A 17075-nucleotide genomic window follows, 5' to 3' on the forward strand; every position below is an offset into this window, starting at 1 on the left:
ATGTTATTCTTAGTAAAGTAAATGTTGCTGTTAAAGAAGTAGCTGATTCCAAAGGGTTAGCCATTGTCGTGGATAAAAGTGTTACCATATATGGCGGTCAAGATATTACGGATGATGTGTTAAAGAAAATAACGGATAAATAATCTAATGACATTCGGAAAGGAATGGTTACAATGTTTCGAGAAATTTTTATAATTAACGGTAGACTTAACCGAAAGAAATTTATTTTATATTGGGTGCTTGCTTCCGTTTCTCCACTAATAATAATGATGTTACTTTATTCTCTTGAAAAAGCACTTTCACTATCGCAAAGTGTGATTGGACTAATTGTAGCAATTAGTTTACTAGCTGGTGTGGTAGCGCATATTTGTTTAGCGATTAGGCGATTGCATGATATTGAACGTCATGGAGCGCTGGTAATAGGTTTATTTATCCCAATAATAAATATTATATTGAATTTTTATTTGTTCTTTACTAAAGGCACTGTAGGTTATAACTATTATGGACCTGATCCTTTAGAGTTACACTAGTGACACCTAATTAACAGGTGATAAATTCCTATTAATAATACAATTTCCATTATGTGCACAAACGATTGAAACGGCCCATACAATGTAGAGCAATAGTAAGTATGTCCAATTATTTAAAAATACTATATAACGAAGATAAGCGAGAACGGGGGCATGGATCATGAAGAATGAACAAAATGAATTGGACTCTACTTGTGGTATATCAGATGATGAGCTTACAAAAAGATTTAGGGAGGCAGTTCGAATTGAAAACGAAATCAAAACAATTAAAGGGCTGCCCATATCAAAATATGACCATGAAAAGAAGGCTCCTTATATACAATACCCTGACGGGAGCAGAGAATATGCATAAGTATTAGATAAATCGAAAGATATCAAGCCTATTTTCCTTGCAGAAGATAGGCTTTTTTATTTTGTGACATCGTTAAATCCATATATGTTTACTGGCGAGATTCCATATTTTTTGAAATTTTGAATATATTAAAAATTTGGCAGGAATATTAGATTATTTGTGTAAATGTAACAGTGTAAATAGTAAAAGATAACACAGGGAGTTGTTTTATTTTATTACGGTAAGACGGGTATGATAATCGACTATAAAAAGAGGAGTGTTATGATGGAATTTTACACAGGACGTTTACCTGCTGGGTTTAAGTATGTAGGACAAGACAATTACTGCATTTATGATTTGGAAGCTGAAAAGCAAACGCCGTATTCATACTTATATTCAGATAGTGCTACATCTTGCATTATCGTTATTGCTATCGGCGAAAGTATGAAAAACGGTCACAAGACAGTATGCATGGCTCATTTGAGCAGACTGCAGCGTTTTGATGCTTTTTTTCAGCTTATGACCAAAACCCTAAAACAGGGAGTTTATTTATATGCTCAGGGCGCTAATCCGGTGAGTGACAGTACAACGCAAACTTCTACGCAAAATGTGATCATTTTAATGCAAAATCTTCAGTCAATTATCAATGCCAATAGTGCATACTTTGCAACCCTAAGTATATCTGTCGGGCAAGGAAATCCTAATTGTGGCTGGGGCACATACGGCGTTAGTGTAGATGCAGCATCAGCAGATTATCTGCAACCGACTAACCGCTATTATGAATTAAGTAACACGGATCGCTGTACAGCACAAGGGGTACAAACGCTTTTTTGTGTGTATGGTCTTAAAACTATGAATATTCATCCCGAACAGTTATTTATCTTGCATAATACAGATGAGCTGGAGTTTCCGAAAAATGAGATTAAAACTCTTGTAGATCGGGCAATTGCTGATGATTTTACGCAGATCTGCGACATGACGGATGATGAAATTTTAACCAAGTATTCTTCTACACCGCAGTATGAGGCTGCATGGTTCTGTGCGACTATGCGTGAAGCGGCGGAGTTTGCCAATAATTATTATAAATAAGGAGGCAAGATGATGTGTACAATTGGTGCAGTATATGACGGGAACTCTATGATTAGTTTTAAACAATGTGATTTGACAGATCCGACTAATTTTTTGAAACCTGAAATTTTGCAAGGTGAAGACGATATTCAATACGTTAAATTTGGTAGGGAAAATACTAATGGATTATGGGCAGGGCTTAATAATTACGGTGTATCTTTTGTGGCTGCTGATTCATATTTGACAGGAATGGATAACCACAGAGGGCATCATACGAGTCCTAAATCGGCATCAGAAGATATTTTTACAAAGTATCGGGAAATTGTTTCAAACTACAAAACAGCAAAAGAAGCTGCTGATGCAATGGTTGATTTTTATACGAATGAATTTAAAGATCCTGATATTTTATTGATTAGCGATGCCAGCGAGCGATATTTTATTGAAGCTTATAATGGTGAAGTAATTAACGTTAAGCTTGCTGATACCGATACTGCCAATTATTTTGCGTCAACCAATCATTTTCGGTATATCCACGGTGGAACTACTTTTCCAGAAAATCACAGCACATATCTCAGACTGCAGCGGGCGGAAAGCATTTTGCAGCAGAATCCTAGCCAGGCTGGTGTTGAGAATGTACTGCAAGATCAATATTATGGACAATCAGTGCTTTCAATTTGTAGGGAAAGTACAATATGTCCTCGGGGGGAAGCTGCGTTTAATACCATGGCATCCGTTATTATGGTTGTACATAATGCGGAAATAAAGTTTGGCTATCAAATTAACGGCAATCCCAGAAACAATGCATATACTTGGGTGACATGCCCTTTTAATAATGGTTATGGTGTAAAATTTTGACAGGATGATAGGATTTTTATCGCTTTTGTACGTGAAGTGCAGAAAGAGGGAGCCTATATGTTCCTGATTGATATTACGGAAGATTTATTGCTGAAATTTATATATTTTACGAAAAAAACACTTTCATATAGCGGCATGGCCGTACTGGGGGTGTTTTTTTGTTGCGCAATGTACCTTTTATGGTCATTGTTTAAAGTTTAATTATATGGGATACTTCTATTAGATTTGAGTATTTTATATAAACCAAACATAGGGATTGAAATGGAGCATTGATAATATGAAAATACGCAATGAGTATACATGTCCGTTAGAAATTGTGCATGATATGGTAAAGGGGAAATGGAAGCCAATTCTTATATTTCAGCTTAGAAATGGAGCCGTAACATTAGCTAATTTGGAACGTCAAATACAGGGTATTAATCAGAAAATGTTAATTGAGCAATTGAAGGAATTAACAGAGTATGGCATTGTAAAACGTACAGAATATGAAGGTTATCCGTTGAGGGTAGAATATTCAATAACGCCTGAACGGGGAAAGAAAATGTTAGATGCGGTTTTGATTATGCAGGCTATAGGAATTGATTATATGAAAGAAAACGGAATGGCTGATATATTGAAGTGTAAAGGTCTTATATGAGTATACTTACAAAAAAGTGGGTAATTTACAGGAAAGAATTCTATCGCTATAATAAAGAAAAATCTACTAGGAGGTAGCGATCGATATGGAAAATGCTGCATTACTTATCATTGATATTCAGAATATTTATTTTCATGAAGGAAAGTTTTACTTACCTGATGCCAAAGCTGCTGTAAATAATGCAAAAAAAATTTTAGATGTATGGCGGGACAATGAAAAAACAGTAATTCATGTCAAACATCATTTTCACTTAAGTGAGCAAGAGGATTATCTTAATTGTATTAACGAAAAAGTTGCACCATTACAGGATGAATTGGTGATAGAAAAGAAATATCCAAATTCTTTTTTAGAAACGAATTTATTAAAAAATTTACAACAACGAAAGATAAGTCATGTTGTGATTGTAGGAATGATGTCCAATATGTGCATTGATACAACGGTAAGGGCATGCCAGAATTATGGAATTAAAGTTACATTAATTCATGATGCATGTGCAGCGAAACCTATTACATTTTATAATGAAGTGATTACAGCCGATATTGTTCATAAGGTTTTTATGGGGGCACTGGATGGAATGTTTGCAGACGTGATTGATACAAAGAGTGTATTAGCTTATGTGTGAGTAAATGAATAATGGATAAGAAGGACAGATTTGAATGGGATGGAGAAATAAAATGGTATTTATGAAACAGAACTTGATCCAAGTAAAATTTTATATGCAAAATCATTAAAAGTAGCTTCTGAAGGTGATGAAAACGACGTATTAATTGATGTGTATAGTTATGGAAAAAAATGTTGGGTAATATAAGAGAGGTCCGTGGAGATGAAAAATCCACGGACCTCTCTTGTGCTTTAGGCGTTTTCTGTTACGTATCGATAAAACAAGAGCGAGATCAACGGTTATTAAAAAATAGTGTTGGTCTCGCTCTTGTTTTGGGAGTGTAATGTTTTTTTCAATATATTTATAATTGTGATATTGGTAAGCGGCATTATTTTTTTTGCTCTTTTGTTGGCATGTATTCGGAAAAAGATTTACGAAATTGAATTTTTGCCCAGATGCGAATTTCAGGATCTGGGTCAGACATTATTTTGTGAAGGACATCATACATTTCTTTTAAATCAAGATTTTCTGATAATTCATTTTTGTGTAAAGTAGTTTCTCCTGTTAAAATCCAATCTGCAGATACATCATATTTTTTTGTTATCAATATCAACGTATCATATGATGGAGAAATCTTATCTTTTTCCATTTCGCTTAAATTACCTTGAGAAATCTTGATAGATGTAGCAAATTCCTTTTGGGTCAAGTTATGGGTTTTTCTCAATAATTTTAATCTTTTTCCAATACTATCAATGATATCAGGCATTAATAGAAGGCCTCCTTTTGTTTAAAAAATCTAATTTAAAGATATTTTTATTGAAATATTTAGAATACAGATGTATAATAAAGATGTAAGTTGAATAGTTACGTTAATAAATTTATAAAAACCCTACCGGCCGGAGGGTGAAGAGAACTTAAGACTTACCAAAAACTGCATAATACTTTTTTAGAAACTACTTCATTCAAATATTAGGAGGAAGCAAATGAAACATTTCAAAATTGCTTATGGACCTGAAGCTAAAAAGTATTTTACTACGGAACGGGATTTGGTAGAGGCAGGGCAGACGGATTATACCGATGTGGCTGCCATTGTTCTTACGAGTGAAGAAACAAGCTATGCCAAGGCCGTTCAGGATACGAAGTTTGGTATTCCACTCTTTATCGTACTGGTCAAAGATGTTCCCTTGGAAGAAGCTTTCGTGGGAAGGGTTTATCATGTGATGGATACGACGCATTTTGATCTGCGTCTTTACAGCCGTCAGATTGAAGCGGCGGCTGTTTTATATGAAGAAAAAGTATTACCGCCTTTTTTCAAGGCGTTGAGTGAATATGTAGAAAGCGGCAATGCGGCGTTTGACTGTCCAGGTCATCAAGGCGGGCAGTTTTTCCGCAAACATCCGGCAGGACGTTATCTTTACGAGTTTTATGGCGAAAACCTATTTCGATCCGATATCTGCAATGCAGATGTGAAACTGGGCGACCTTTTGATTCATGAAGGATTTGCCTGCGAAGCCCAAAAGCAAGCCGCACAAGTATTTAATGCGGATAAGACATATTTTGTTTTAAATGGCACGTCAGCCTCCAATAAGGTTGTAACCAATGCCTTGCTCTCTCCGGGCGATTTGGTTTTATTTGATCGCAATAATCATAAATCCATCCATCAGGGAGCTTTGACACAAGCGGGTGCTATACCGATTTATCTGGAAACAGCACGAAATCCGTTTGGCTTTATCGGCGGGATTGACAGCCACTGCTTTGATGAAACGTATTTGCGTGAGCAGATTGCCAAAGTTGCGCCACGCAAAACAAAAGAAAAACGACCTTTCCGCTTGGCGGTTATCCAGCTCGGCACGTATGATGGAACGATTTATAACGCCCGACAGGTCGTCGATAAAATCGGTTCTCTATGCGATTATATTTTGTTTGATTCAGCCTGGGTCGGCTATGAACAGTTTATTCCTATGATGAAAGACTGCTCACCACTTTTATTGACGCTGACAAAAGATGATCCGGGTATTATTGTAACACAATCCGTTCATAAACAGCAGGCCGGATTTTCGCAGGCCTCACAGATTCATAAGAAAGACAGCCATATAAAAGGGCAGAAACGATACTGCGACCACAAGCGCTTTAACAATGCGTTTATGCTTCATGCCTCGACGAGCCCATTCTATCCGCTTTTTGCAACCTTAGATGTGAATGCGAAGATTCACGCTGGTGAAGCTGGGCGCAAACTATGGATGAGCTGTGTAAAAATGGGGATTGAAGCGAGAAAAGCATTATTAAAGAATTGTTCGATGATTCAGCCGTTTATTCCTTTAATGGTAAACGGGAAAAAATGGCAGGATTATGATACCGATGAAATGGCAAATGATTTGGAGTTCTTTAACTTTCACCCTGGTGAAAAATGGCATTCGTTTGAAGGCTATGCAGAAAATCAATATTTTGTCGATCCCTGCAAATTAATGCTGACGACACCAGGGATTAAGGTTGATACCGGGGAATATGATACGTTCGGTATTCCGGCGACCATCTTAGCGAATTATTTGCGTGAAAACGGGATTATTCCGGAAAAATGCGATTTGAATTCCATTTTATTTTTACTGACACCAGCAGAAACTTCGACGAAATTGCAAAACCTTGTATCGCAAATTGCTCGTTTTGAAATTGCTATTAAGGAAGATTTGCCGCTGAGTGAAGTATTGCCAACCGTTTATAAAAATAATATGGATCGGTATGCAGGCTATACAATCCGTGCTTTATGTCAGGAAATGCATGATTTTTATAAGGAAAACAATGTAAAGAATTTGCAACGGGATTTATTCCGCAGTAAAACGTTACCACGGACAGCAATCAGCGCCCAGGAAGCACAATGGGCTTTAATTCGCAATGAAGCGGAACTTGTACCATTGACGCATATTGTGGATCGTGTTGCCTTGGAAGGAGCTCTACCATATCCGCCAGGCATTATCTGCGTTGTACCGGGTGAACGCTGGAATAAAACGGCACAGCATTATTTCTTGACGCTGGAAGCCGGAATTAATGACTTCCCAGGGTTTGCGCCTGAAATTCAAGGGGTCTATCTGCAACAAGCTGGAAATCTGATTAAAGGGTATGGCTATGTATTGAAAAAGGATTGATCTGACAGACGGCTTTTAGTCTGTCAGGTTCGTCTAAAAGCCGTCTGATATTTGTATCACCAGAAGAAAGGGTGAATCACAATGTCTGAAAAAAACAATAAAATGAGTGTTATGCAGCTCACTTTTTTAACGGCAATCAATATGATGGGTTCCGGCATTATTATGTTACCGACCAAACTGGCGGAAGTGGGGACGATTTCGATTGTTTCCTGGCTGGTGACGGCAACGGGTTCCATGGCACTGGCGTATGCTTTTGCCAAATGTGGGATGTTCAGTAAAAAGTCCGGCGGAATGGGTGGTTATGCAGAACATTCTTTTGGTAAAGCTGGAAATTTTATGGCGAATTATACGTATGGAATTTCTTTGGTTATTGCCAATACAGCAATTGCTATTTCGGCGGTAGGCTATGGGGCAGAACTTTTTGATGTGACGCTTTCACCGTTTACCGTGAGTCTATGGACCATTTTTACCTTGTGGCTGGCAACCGTGCTGAATTTTGGCGGAGCCAGAATTACGGGGCAAATCAGTTCCTTCACGATTTTAGGCGTTATTATTCCAGTGGTCATATTAAGCATTTTTGGCTGGTTCTGGTTTGACAGCAGTTTATATATCGCTTCCTGGAATCCGCATGATTATCCGCAGTTTGAAGCAATCAGCATGTCGATTTCCATGACCTTATGGGCGTTTCTGGGGCTTGAATCGGCCTGTGCAAATACGGACGCCGTCGACAATCCAGAAAAGAACATCCCGATTGCCGTTTTAGGCGGTACATTGGGTGCAGGTGTTATTTATATTCTTTCCACCAATGTTATGGCAGGTATCGTACCAAACGCAATTATGGCTGAATCAACCGCACCGTTTGGCCTTGTATTTGCAGCGATGTTTAATGATACAATCGGTAAAATTGTCATGGGCCTCATGGTGATGTCCTGCTTTGGCTCTTTGCTGGGCTGGCAGTTTACGATTGCACAGGTGTTTAAAAGTTCAGCAGTAGAAGGTTACTTTCCCAAACTTTTCAGCAAGGTAACAAAATCCGACGTACCGTTGACGGCTATGCTGATTATTACAGCCGTTCAGACAGGTCTGGCCTTGTCGACCATGAGCCCTTCGTTGAACAAACAGTTTAATATTCTGGTCGATTTGGCGGTTGTGACCAATATCATTCCATATCTCCTTTCAATGGCATCCGTGTCCGTCATTCAAGAAACCGCGGGCGTCCCTTTCGGGAAAAGCCGTTGGGTAAATTTTGTTGCCTTCGTGGGATCGTTGTACAGTCTTTATGCGTTGTATGCCTGCGGCTTTACAGCGATGATGTATGGTGCAATGATTACCTTCGCCGGATGGACCTTATATGGATTTGTTTCCAAACGCTTTGATTTAATCTCCTCGGTTACAGATCGACATATTTAAATTAGCTTACCAACCATATGTTTATATATTTTACCGAAAAAACACTTTCAGATAGCGGTAGTTCCGTGCTGAAAGTGTTTTTTTGCTATCTAATAGAGACGATAGATGTAGAAAAAAAGATTGTTAATAATATAAAATGAATTTTGTCCCTAATATTGATTTTTTGTCCCAGGTGTGGTAGTCTATATTTGGAGGTGATTATAATGAAAAAAAAGAATGTTTTAAACTTAATAAAATATTATGCCGAAAAAAATGATGCCGCTTTTAGAAATGAAGCATATGAAATAGCAAGATATTTTGATGAAATAAATAATTATCAACTTTCTGAGTATATTATGGCGCTTTTGTCAGACACAAACACGTTTTCTCCGCAAATGGATGAGACTAAACATATATTTTTTAACCGAATAGATATTAACACGGATTCGCTTCCCTTACCGGATCGTATAAAAGATAGTGTTTTAGGCATTGTAAATGCAGTTAGTCGTAATGCAGGAGTCAACAAGTTTTTGTTTGAAGGACCTCCAGGAACCGGAAAAACAGAGACTGCAAAACAAATAGCACGCATACTTGAAAGAGAGTTATTTGTAGTTGATTTTGATTCGGTTATCGATAGCAAACTTGGACAAACATCTAAAAATATAGCAAGTCTTTTCGATGAAATTCGTAATGTATCACATCCAGAAAAAGTTATAGTTTTGTTTGATGAGATAGATGCTATAGCTATTGACAGAATTAATTCGAATGATTTGCGTGAAATGGGTAGAGCCACTTCTTCAGTATTAAAAGGGTTAGACAGCTTAAATGATAATATAGTGTTAATTGCAACTACTAATTTATATAAGTCGTTTGATAAAGCATTAATAAGAAGATTTGATTCTGTCATAGATTTCAGCAGCTATACTCAAGACGATTTAATGGATATTGGCGAGATCATATTAAATGAATTATTAATAAAATTCAAATCTGCTGGTAGGAATATAAGGCTGTTCAGAAAAATCCTTAGTTGTATGAGTCAAATTCCTTATCCTGGTGAGTTGAAAAATCTTATAAAAACTTCATTAGCTTTTAGTGCTCCTAATAATGAGTATGACTACCTAAAAAGGTTCTATCATGCTGTAAATAAACATATTGCAGAAACTGATTTAAAGGATATGCAAAATAGAGGCTTTACAGTTAGAGAAATTGAAATTTTAACGGGTGTTTCTAAAAGTCAGGTATCTCGAGAATTAAAGGAGTAATTGCAAATGAATAATTTATTACAACTAAAGGGAACCTTTGAACAAGCCTCAAGTGATTCAAGACCAGGCGCATCGAATCTACCATCTGGAAAATCTGTTAAATTTTCACAATTAGAACAACTTAAAAAAAATTTAGAGGAATTAAAAATTTTTTGGTCAAAGGAAAATATATTTTCTGGAGCATTGATTAGCGTGTACTATAATAAAGTTGCAGCTAAAAGCAATAGGATACAAGGTTTATTATCGAAAAGTAGTATTACCGCAAATAGCTCTATTGTTGGTGCAAGATTTACAAATGTTGAATCTCCAAAACACATAATTACACATTATGTTTCTATGGAAATAATAGATGAGTCAATTGAGCGCTTAAATATATGTATTAACATATTAAATGAAAATTTTGATGGGACAATAACCTACGATATAATAAAAAAAATAAACTCAAATCAAAGGTCCTTTGTTTCATCAAAGATTGCAAAAACAAAGTTTCTTAAAGTGATAGTAGATGCTTTTTATGTTGAAAAATTCGATGTATTAGTTGATGATATAGATTTAAAAGATAAATCCATTATCACTATATATAAAACAGATGTTAAAACAAAAGAACTTATGGAAAAATTGGGCATCAGTTTACAGTTTACTAGAGTTATGGACGATACGACTATTTTATTGCGACCAGATGAATTTGCTCTTTTAAAACAAAAAGCACCATATTTAATATCTATGGCGGTTAGTGACATAACACAATTAAGTAAAGTTGATTTTGACTTTTGTGATAATGCTGTAATCTCTATTCCTTCCCCTGGAAATGAACCTACTATAGGTGTAATCGATACTATGTTTGATGAAAATGTTTATTTTTCCGAATGGGTTAAATTTACAAATGTCTTGTCTGAAGACATTCCACTATCACCAAGCGACTATAAACATGGAACCGCGGTATCATCTATTATAGTAGATGGTCCGTCATCTAATCCTCATATGGATGATGGCTGCGGTAGATTTCGTGTAAGACATTTTGGTGTTGCTGCCGGAAATCAGTTTAGTTCATTTACAATTTTAAGAAATATAGATGAAATAATATCGTCAAACAAAGATATTAAAGTTTGGAATTTATCACTTGGATCTAAATTGGAGATAAATCCGAATTTTATTTCACCTGAAGCGGCAATGTTAGACAAAATTCAATATGAAAATGAGGTGATATTTATTATTGCCGGAACTAATAATAATGCAACAGAAAAAGAACCTAAAGCTATTGGCGCTCCGGCGGACTCTATCAATTCTTTGGTTGTTAATTCTGTTAATTTTGACAATCAACCTGCCTCATATACCCGAAAGGGGCCAGTATTATCATTTTTCACAAAACCTGATATTAGCTATTATGGTGGGGATGGAAAGAATCTTATGAGCGTTTGCACTCCAACAGGTGAAGCTTTTGTGAAAGGAACTTCTTTTTCAGCTCCATGGATATCAAGGAAAATGTCTTACTTAATCGATATTTTAGGTTTAAGTAGAGAAGTATCAAAAGCATTAATAATTAATTCAGCAACTGGTTGGGAAAAACAGAAAATAGATATTTCGCTTATCGGGCATGGCATAGTTCCTCTGAAAATAGATGATGTCGTTCGTTGTCCAGATGATGAAATACAATTTGTTTTATCGGGTGTTTCAGAAAAGTATGATACTTATAACTATAATATTCCGGTACCGGTAAGTAAGGATAAACATCCATTTGTCGCAAAAGCCACTTTATGCTATTTCCCCTGTTGTTCTCGAAACCAAGGTGTTGATTACACGAACACAGAACTTGATATATCGTTTGGCAGATTAAATAAAGATGGAATAAAATCAATAAATAATAATTATCAAAGTGCTAAAACGGAATGTTTTACATGGGAAGAAGACGCTAGAAAATTGTTCCGAAAATGGGATAATATAAAACATATTCGTGAAGTATTTACACAAAAAAATCGTCCAAAGACTGCTTATGATAAAGGTCTTTGGGGAATAAGTTTAAAAACAAAAGAACGCTTGGATAAAAAATATGGAGCAGGTATAAAGTTTGGCATCGTAGTAACTTTAAAAGAAATAAATGGTGTTAATCGAATTGATGATTTTATAAAAAATTGTTCGCTTAGGGGTTGGCTTGTAAATAAAATTGATGTCGAAAATAGAATTGATATTTATAATATTGCTGAAGAAAAAATTAATTTTAACGATTTTGATGCTATGCCAAGAAAAAGCACAAACTAGACAGAGTATCCATTGAATGGTAACCGTTTCATAAGGTAGTGGATAGCAACCTTCTATTTAGAAGGCTGCTTCCTAAACTTTTCAGCAAGGTAATAAAATCCGCTGTACCGTTGACGGCTATGCTGATTCTTGATATAATCAATTCAATCTCTTATAGGCGATGGAGTTCGCCATAAATTTGTTCGGTGAACAATGATGACTCCTACCATTTTTCTAAATGGTAGGAGTCTATTTTTTTTATCGGAGAATGTGTTTAAACGATTATGGGGATAGAATACGTGGCGTGAATATCTCATGGAAGTATGACATAATAGGAGATAAGAAATTTTAGTATAGGAGGGACTTTTATGGCTGCTATTAAAAAATGTGCGAAACGGTTACGGATTTATATCGGTGAAACCGATCATTATGACCGCATTGTAAAAAAAGCCAAGGAGCTTGATATGGCAGGGGTTACGGTTTTTCGTGGGATTATGGGTTATGGTGAAAACAATCGGCAAATTCGGTCGGCAAAGTTGGTGGAGCTATCCTGTGATTTGCCAATTGTGATTGAAATTATCGACAGTGAGGAATATATTGATAAATTCATGCCGCATTTGGATACGCTTGTGCAAAAAGGTATGATTACGATTGATGATGTTAAAGTTTTAAAATATGGGAAGCAACTTCCTGGGCATGAATAAAGGTGGGGTCAGTGGTGTTTAGTATCGATCAGATTTTAATTGTTTTATTTGGCGGGGGCTGCGGTGCGGTGGCACGTTATGTTTTAACAACGTGGATTGCCAGTAAATATGGGGCATATTTTCCGTTTGGTACCTTGTTTGTTAATGTAGCGGGATGTTTTGTTATGGGCTTTTTTATGATGCTGACGACGGATCGTTTTACAGTGTCGACCAATCTGAGACTTTTGGTTACGGTTGGATTTTTGGGTGGGTTAACAACGTTTTCTTCTTTTGGTTACGAAACGATGCAGTTTTTACGCGAGGGTGATTTAGTGAACGCGTTTATGAATATGGGAGCCAATTTATGTATCGGCTTACTTGCTCTGTGGCTGGGAATTCTCACGGCGAAGTTCATATGAAGTTTTTTATAAATGAAGATACGCACTTGATTATCTTGCAGCATCGTAAAAGTTTTGCCAAAAACTTTTTTCTGTGCTAGAGTAAAGATTAGTTGAGAAAAACCACGTCGTAGGAGCGAATGATATGAAGTTGGAGATTTCAGAAAAGAAGAAGTATGAATCGATACGTGAATATGCTTTGCGAATCATGAATAAAAATTTGTTGAACATGAATCTCGCCCCCGGCATGGCTTTGTCAGAACAGGAAATAGCCAATGAACTGGAGATAAGCCGGACTCCTGTTAGGGAGGCGTTTATTCGCTTGGCTCATGATAACTTATTGGATATTTTGCCGCAAAAGGGTACGTATGTAGCAAAGATAGATTTGGGACAGGTTGCTGAGTCTATTTTTTTGCGGGAAACAATGGAACATGCCATTATGCAAGCCGCTTGTAAAACTTTTTCGGGAAGTAGTCTGCAAAAATTGCAGTCTTGTTTGGATTTGCAGGAACTTTGTGTGAAAAGGGATGACTTTCCACGCTTTTTTGAAATGGATGGAACGTTTCATGGAATCATCTTTGCTGCGTGTGATAAAACTCGGATTTGGCAAATGATTGAGCAGATGAGTTTGAACTATAATAGAGTTCGCATGCTGAATTTGGTGAATGGGTATTATGAAATGCCAAAGCTGTTTGGTCAGCATGAGGATATTTTTATGGCAATTGAGCAGTCCAATTGGGAAAAAGGCGAGAAAGTTATAGGCGAGCATATTAATAAAGTGTTAAAAGATACAGAAGATTTAAAAGAGAAATATCCATTGTATTTCAAAGACTAAGAGATAGTATCCCTTGCAGAATATTTATTTTGCCGGGGATATTTTTATATAAGAAATTAAAAGTATGGTGTGCTATATGGAGCGCATTAAAGAAATTACATCCAGTTTATCAGTCTGTCAGGAATAGTATATAAAAATAGTTAATGCAACTTATATAGATAAAAGTCAGATTATTTATAAAACTTCAATATGTGGAGAGAATAGAAGAAAATTAAAGATAATAAATGGTAATTATAATAAAATGAATGAAAATAAAATTGTTATTGAAATACTAGTATGGTAGTATATCTATAACAATTATAGAGCTGGAGGAATTTAAAATGAAGATGACATTCCGTTGGTATGGGAAAGATGAAGATAAAATTACATTGCAGCAAATTCGGCAAATTCCAGGTATGGATGGTGTTGTTGGTGCATTATTTGATGTGCCGGTAGGTGACGTTTGGCCGTTAGATAAAATTATGTGTCTTAAAAAAGAGATTGAAGATAATGGTCTTGCTTTTGAAACGGTAGAAAGTGTTAATGTACATGAAGATATTAAACTTGGGTTACCAAGCCGAGATAAATATCTTGAAAATTATATTGAATCTTTAAAAAATCTTAGCAAAGCCGGCGTTACGGTTGTTTGTTATAATTTTATGCCGGTTTTTGATTGGACTCGTACGGAGCTTGCAAAACCGCTTTATGATGGGTCTACGGCATTAGCCTTTGACTATCATTTAATTGAGGGAAAAGATCCTCAGACGATGGTGAAAGAAATTCAGGCAAGTAGTAACGGGTTTTCTTTGCCTGGCTGGGAGCCGGAACGTTTGAAAGAATTGACGCATTTATTTGAGCAATACAGCGATGTTGATGAAGAAAAATTATTTGAAAATCTTGGCTATTTTCTTAAAGCAGTTGTGCCATATGCAGAAAAATATGGGATTCAACTAGCGATCCATCCGGATGATCCACCTTGCAGCGTGTTTGGCTTACCGCGTATTGTGACAAGCGAGAAGAATTTAGCACGTATTGTGGACTTGGTAGACAGCCCAAGCAATGCACTGACAATTTGCAGTGGGTCACTCGGCGCAAATCGGGAAAATGATATTCCACAAATTATTCGGCATTTTGGGAAAATGAATCGTTTAGCTTTTGCGCATATAAGAAATGTTCAAGTGCATGAACCATGGGTGTTTAATGAAGTTGCCCATAAATCAAAATTTGGTTCGCTTGATGTGTATGAAATGATGCGTGCCTTGTACGATGTTAATTTCACTGGACCAGTTCGTCCGGATCATGGCAGAATGATCTGGGGAGAGGTTGGACGCCCAGGTTATGGACTTTTTGATCGAGCACTTGGTGCGAACTATTTATGCGGCTTGTGGGATGCCATTTGTCGGGAAAATAGCAGAAAATAGTAGAAAGAAGGATATAAGATGAAACTCAATGTGGAAAGTCTGCAGGATGCATTTACTTGGGAAAGTAAAGGGATAGCATTGCCAGAGTTTGATCGCAGCAAAATGCTGCAGGAAACCGCAAAAAATCCAAGCTGGCTGCATTTTGGACCGGGAAATATATTTCGTGCTTTTATTGCTTCCTTACAGCAGAATTTGCTCAATCAAGGGGCTGTGAACACGGGAATCATAGTAGCCGCAACGAATACTCGCGAAATCATTGAAAGAATTTATCAGCCACATGATAATTTGAACTTATTGGTTACATTGTATCCAGATCAGAGTATTCGCAAAACTGTAATTGGCAGCATTGCAGAAAGCTTGACTTGCCGTACGGAAGAAAAAGCTGACTGGAAGCGGCTGCAAGAAATTCTGCGTAATCCATCGCTTCAGATTATCAGTTTTACGATTACCGAAAAAGGGTACAAGGTTAAAACGAAGGACGGTACTTACTTACCTGATATTGCTGCAGATCTGGTAGCTGGACCCAAAGCACCGCAAAGCTTTTTAGCAAGGGTAGTTTCGTTACTCTATGAACGTTATATAGCAGGTGCTTGTCCAGTAACGCTTTTAAGTCTGGATAATTGTTCACAAAATGGTCTGGTTTTGAAAAATGCGGTACAAGAGATTGCTCAGGTTTGGGAACAAACAGGTCTTGTCAAAGCAGGCTTTTTGGAATATCTAAGGCAACAAGTCGCTTATCCGTGCAGTATGATTGATAAAATAACACCGCGCCCGTCAGAAGCCATACAAAAAGAACTTTTGGAAGACGGATTTACGGATATGGAGTTTATTTCTAGCCAACGTGGTGGCTGTTATGCTCCTTTTGTCAATGCGGAAAAGACCGAATATTTGGTCGTAGAAGATACATTCCTTAATGGAAGGCCGCCTCTCGAAAAAGCTGGTGTGATTTTCACGAACCGCCAGACGGTTGATTGTGTGGAAAAAATGAAGGTTTGTACGTGTTTGAATCCACTGCATACAGCATTGGCGGTTTTTGGTTGTTTGTTAGGTTATACATTAATTGCCGATGAAATGAAAAATCCGTTGCTCTATAAGCTTGTTGAAAACATTGGTTATCAAGAAGGTATGAAAGTTGTCGCTGACCCAGGGGTATTAAATCCACAAGATTTTATACGGGAATGTTTGACAGAACGTTTTCCAAATCCCGCAATACCGGATACGCCACAGCGTATAGCTTGTGATACTTCACAAAAACTTGGCATTCGATTTGGTGAAACGATTAAAGCGTACCAAAAATCACCAGACTTAGATGTGAGCACGCTTACCTACATTCCGTTGACGATTGCGGGCTGGTGTCGTTATTTGCTGGGCCTTGATGATTCTGGCAATCCATTTACGGTGAGTCCCGATCCATTATTGGCAGAGCTGCAGGGTCATTTGACCGATGTACATTTTGGTTCAAACATCGATGTCCATGCTGCATTAAAACCGATTCTCAGCGATTCAACTATTTTTGGGTTGAATTTATATAAAATTGGGCTAGGGGATCGGATTGAAGTCTATTTTAAAGAAATGATTACTGGACCGGAAGCTGTTCAGAAAACTTTGCAAAAATATTTAGGCTGAAACGTGAGATCTGAAAGGGTGCTATGAAAGTTCCATTTCAGGTCTTACCATTTAAACGTATTACAGAAATAATTATCAGAATATA

Annotated in this window: 17 protein-coding genes and 1 riboswitch; of the genes, 16 read left to right on the forward strand and 1 reads right to left on the reverse strand. The window is 36.9% G+C overall.

The genetic code is table 11. The features are described from left to right. The first annotated feature begins 5 nt into the window (after positions 1-5). The 7 genes from F606_RS23955 to F606_RS0108660 all read left to right on the forward strand — a co-directional run bounded on the left by F606_RS23955 (position 6) and on the right by F606_RS0108660 (position 4043). Positions 6-143, forward strand: coding sequence for an OmpH/Skp family outer membrane protein (locus F606_RS23955; protein ID WP_407635975.1), 138 nt, complete (start codon positions 6-8; stop codon positions 141-143). Between the two features lie 30 nt (positions 144-173). Then, positions 174-530 (forward strand): DUF805 domain-containing protein, encoded by a 357-nt coding sequence (locus F606_RS22280; protein ID WP_019553484.1) that lies wholly within the window; start codon positions 174-176, stop codon positions 528-530. A gap of 160 nt (positions 531-690) precedes the next feature. Next, positions 691-882: a hypothetical protein gene (locus F606_RS0108635; protein ID WP_019553485.1), complete on the forward strand. Its 192-nt coding sequence runs from the start codon at positions 691-693 to the stop codon at positions 880-882. 261 nt (positions 883-1143) lie between these two features. Further along, on the forward strand, positions 1144-1950 hold the full coding sequence (locus F606_RS0108640) for a hypothetical protein (protein WP_169558424.1): 807 nt from the start codon (positions 1144-1146) through the stop codon (positions 1948-1950). A gap of 9 nt (positions 1951-1959) precedes the next feature. Continuing rightward, on the forward strand, positions 1960-2784 hold the full coding sequence (locus tag F606_RS20840) for a carcinine hydrolase/isopenicillin-N N-acyltransferase family protein (RefSeq protein WP_154651132.1): 825 nt from the start codon (positions 1960-1962) through the stop codon (positions 2782-2784). Between the two features lie 277 nt (positions 2785-3061). Continuing rightward, complete coding sequence (locus F606_RS0108655) at positions 3062-3421, forward strand: winged helix-turn-helix transcriptional regulator (RefSeq protein ID WP_019553489.1); 360 nt, start codon at positions 3062-3064, stop codon at positions 3419-3421. Positions 3422-3506: 85 nt separating this feature from the next. Further along, a complete protein-coding gene (locus F606_RS0108660) occupies positions 3507-4043 on the forward strand; it encodes a cysteine hydrolase family protein (protein WP_019553490.1) in 537 nt (178 codons plus the stop codon). A gap of 367 nt (positions 4044-4410) precedes the next feature. On the opposite strand, the gene F606_RS22285 is transcribed toward F606_RS0108660, so the two are convergent. Beyond that, the gene (locus tag F606_RS22285; protein WP_019553491.1) at positions 4411-4788 is read right to left on the reverse strand and encodes a helix-turn-helix domain-containing protein; all 378 of its coding nucleotides are present in this window, start codon (positions 4786-4788) and stop codon (positions 4411-4413) included. Between the two features lie 217 nt (positions 4789-5005). Here F606_RS22285 and F606_RS0108670 point away from each other — a divergent pair, with 217 nt between their 5' ends. The 9 genes from F606_RS0108670 to F606_RS0108710 all read left to right on the forward strand — a co-directional run bounded on the left by F606_RS0108670 (position 5006) and on the right by F606_RS0108710 (position 16990). Continuing rightward, entirely contained in the window at positions 5006-7162 is a 2157-nt protein-coding gene (locus F606_RS0108670) for an ornithine decarboxylase (protein ID WP_019553492.1), read from the forward strand. Between the two features lie 81 nt (positions 7163-7243). Then, the gene (gene potE, locus F606_RS0108675; protein WP_019553493.1) at positions 7244-8572 is read left to right on the forward strand and encodes a putrescine-ornithine antiporter; all 1329 of its coding nucleotides are present in this window, start codon (positions 7244-7246) and stop codon (positions 8570-8572) included. Positions 8573-8775: 203 nt separating this feature from the next. Beyond that, positions 8776-9813: an ATP-binding protein gene (locus F606_RS0108680; RefSeq protein ID WP_019553494.1), complete on the forward strand. Its 1038-nt coding sequence runs from the start codon at positions 8776-8778 to the stop codon at positions 9811-9813. A 6-nt stretch (positions 9814-9819) separates the two neighbouring features. After that, positions 9820-12069, forward strand: a complete 2250-nt coding sequence (locus F606_RS0108685) for a S8 family peptidase (RefSeq protein WP_019553495.1) — start codon at positions 9820-9822, stop codon at positions 12067-12069. A 147-nt stretch (positions 12070-12216) separates the two neighbouring features. Beyond that, positions 12217-12281, forward strand: a riboswitch (Fluoride riboswitch). Between the two features lie 135 nt (positions 12282-12416). Then, positions 12417-12752, forward strand: coding sequence for a putative PII-like signaling protein (locus tag F606_RS0108690; protein ID WP_019553496.1), 336 nt, complete (start codon positions 12417-12419; stop codon positions 12750-12752). 14 nt (positions 12753-12766) lie between these two features. Then, complete coding sequence (gene crcB, locus F606_RS0108695) at positions 12767-13150, forward strand: fluoride efflux transporter CrcB (RefSeq protein WP_019553497.1); 384 nt, start codon at positions 12767-12769, stop codon at positions 13148-13150. A 124-nt stretch (positions 13151-13274) separates the two neighbouring features. Next, positions 13275-13964 carry a GntR family transcriptional regulator gene (locus tag F606_RS0108700; protein WP_019553498.1) on the forward strand — a complete coding sequence of 230 codons (690 nt, stop codon included), beginning with the start codon at positions 13275-13277 and terminating at the stop codon, positions 13962-13964. A 320-nt stretch (positions 13965-14284) separates the two neighbouring features. Then, positions 14285-15364: a mannonate dehydratase gene (gene uxuA / locus F606_RS0108705; RefSeq protein WP_019553499.1), complete on the forward strand. Its 1080-nt coding sequence runs from the start codon at positions 14285-14287 to the stop codon at positions 15362-15364. Positions 15365-15382: 18 nt separating this feature from the next. Beyond that, positions 15383-16990, forward strand: coding sequence for a mannitol dehydrogenase family protein (locus F606_RS0108710; RefSeq protein WP_019553500.1), 1608 nt, complete (start codon positions 15383-15385; stop codon positions 16988-16990). Positions 16991-17075 lie beyond the last annotated feature (85 nt).

Origin of the sequence: Propionispira raffinosivorans DSM 20765 (genome assembly GCF_000381065.1) — a bacterium.
Lineage (GTDB): Bacteria > Bacillota > Negativicutes > Selenomonadales > Selenomonadaceae > Propionispira > Propionispira raffinosivorans.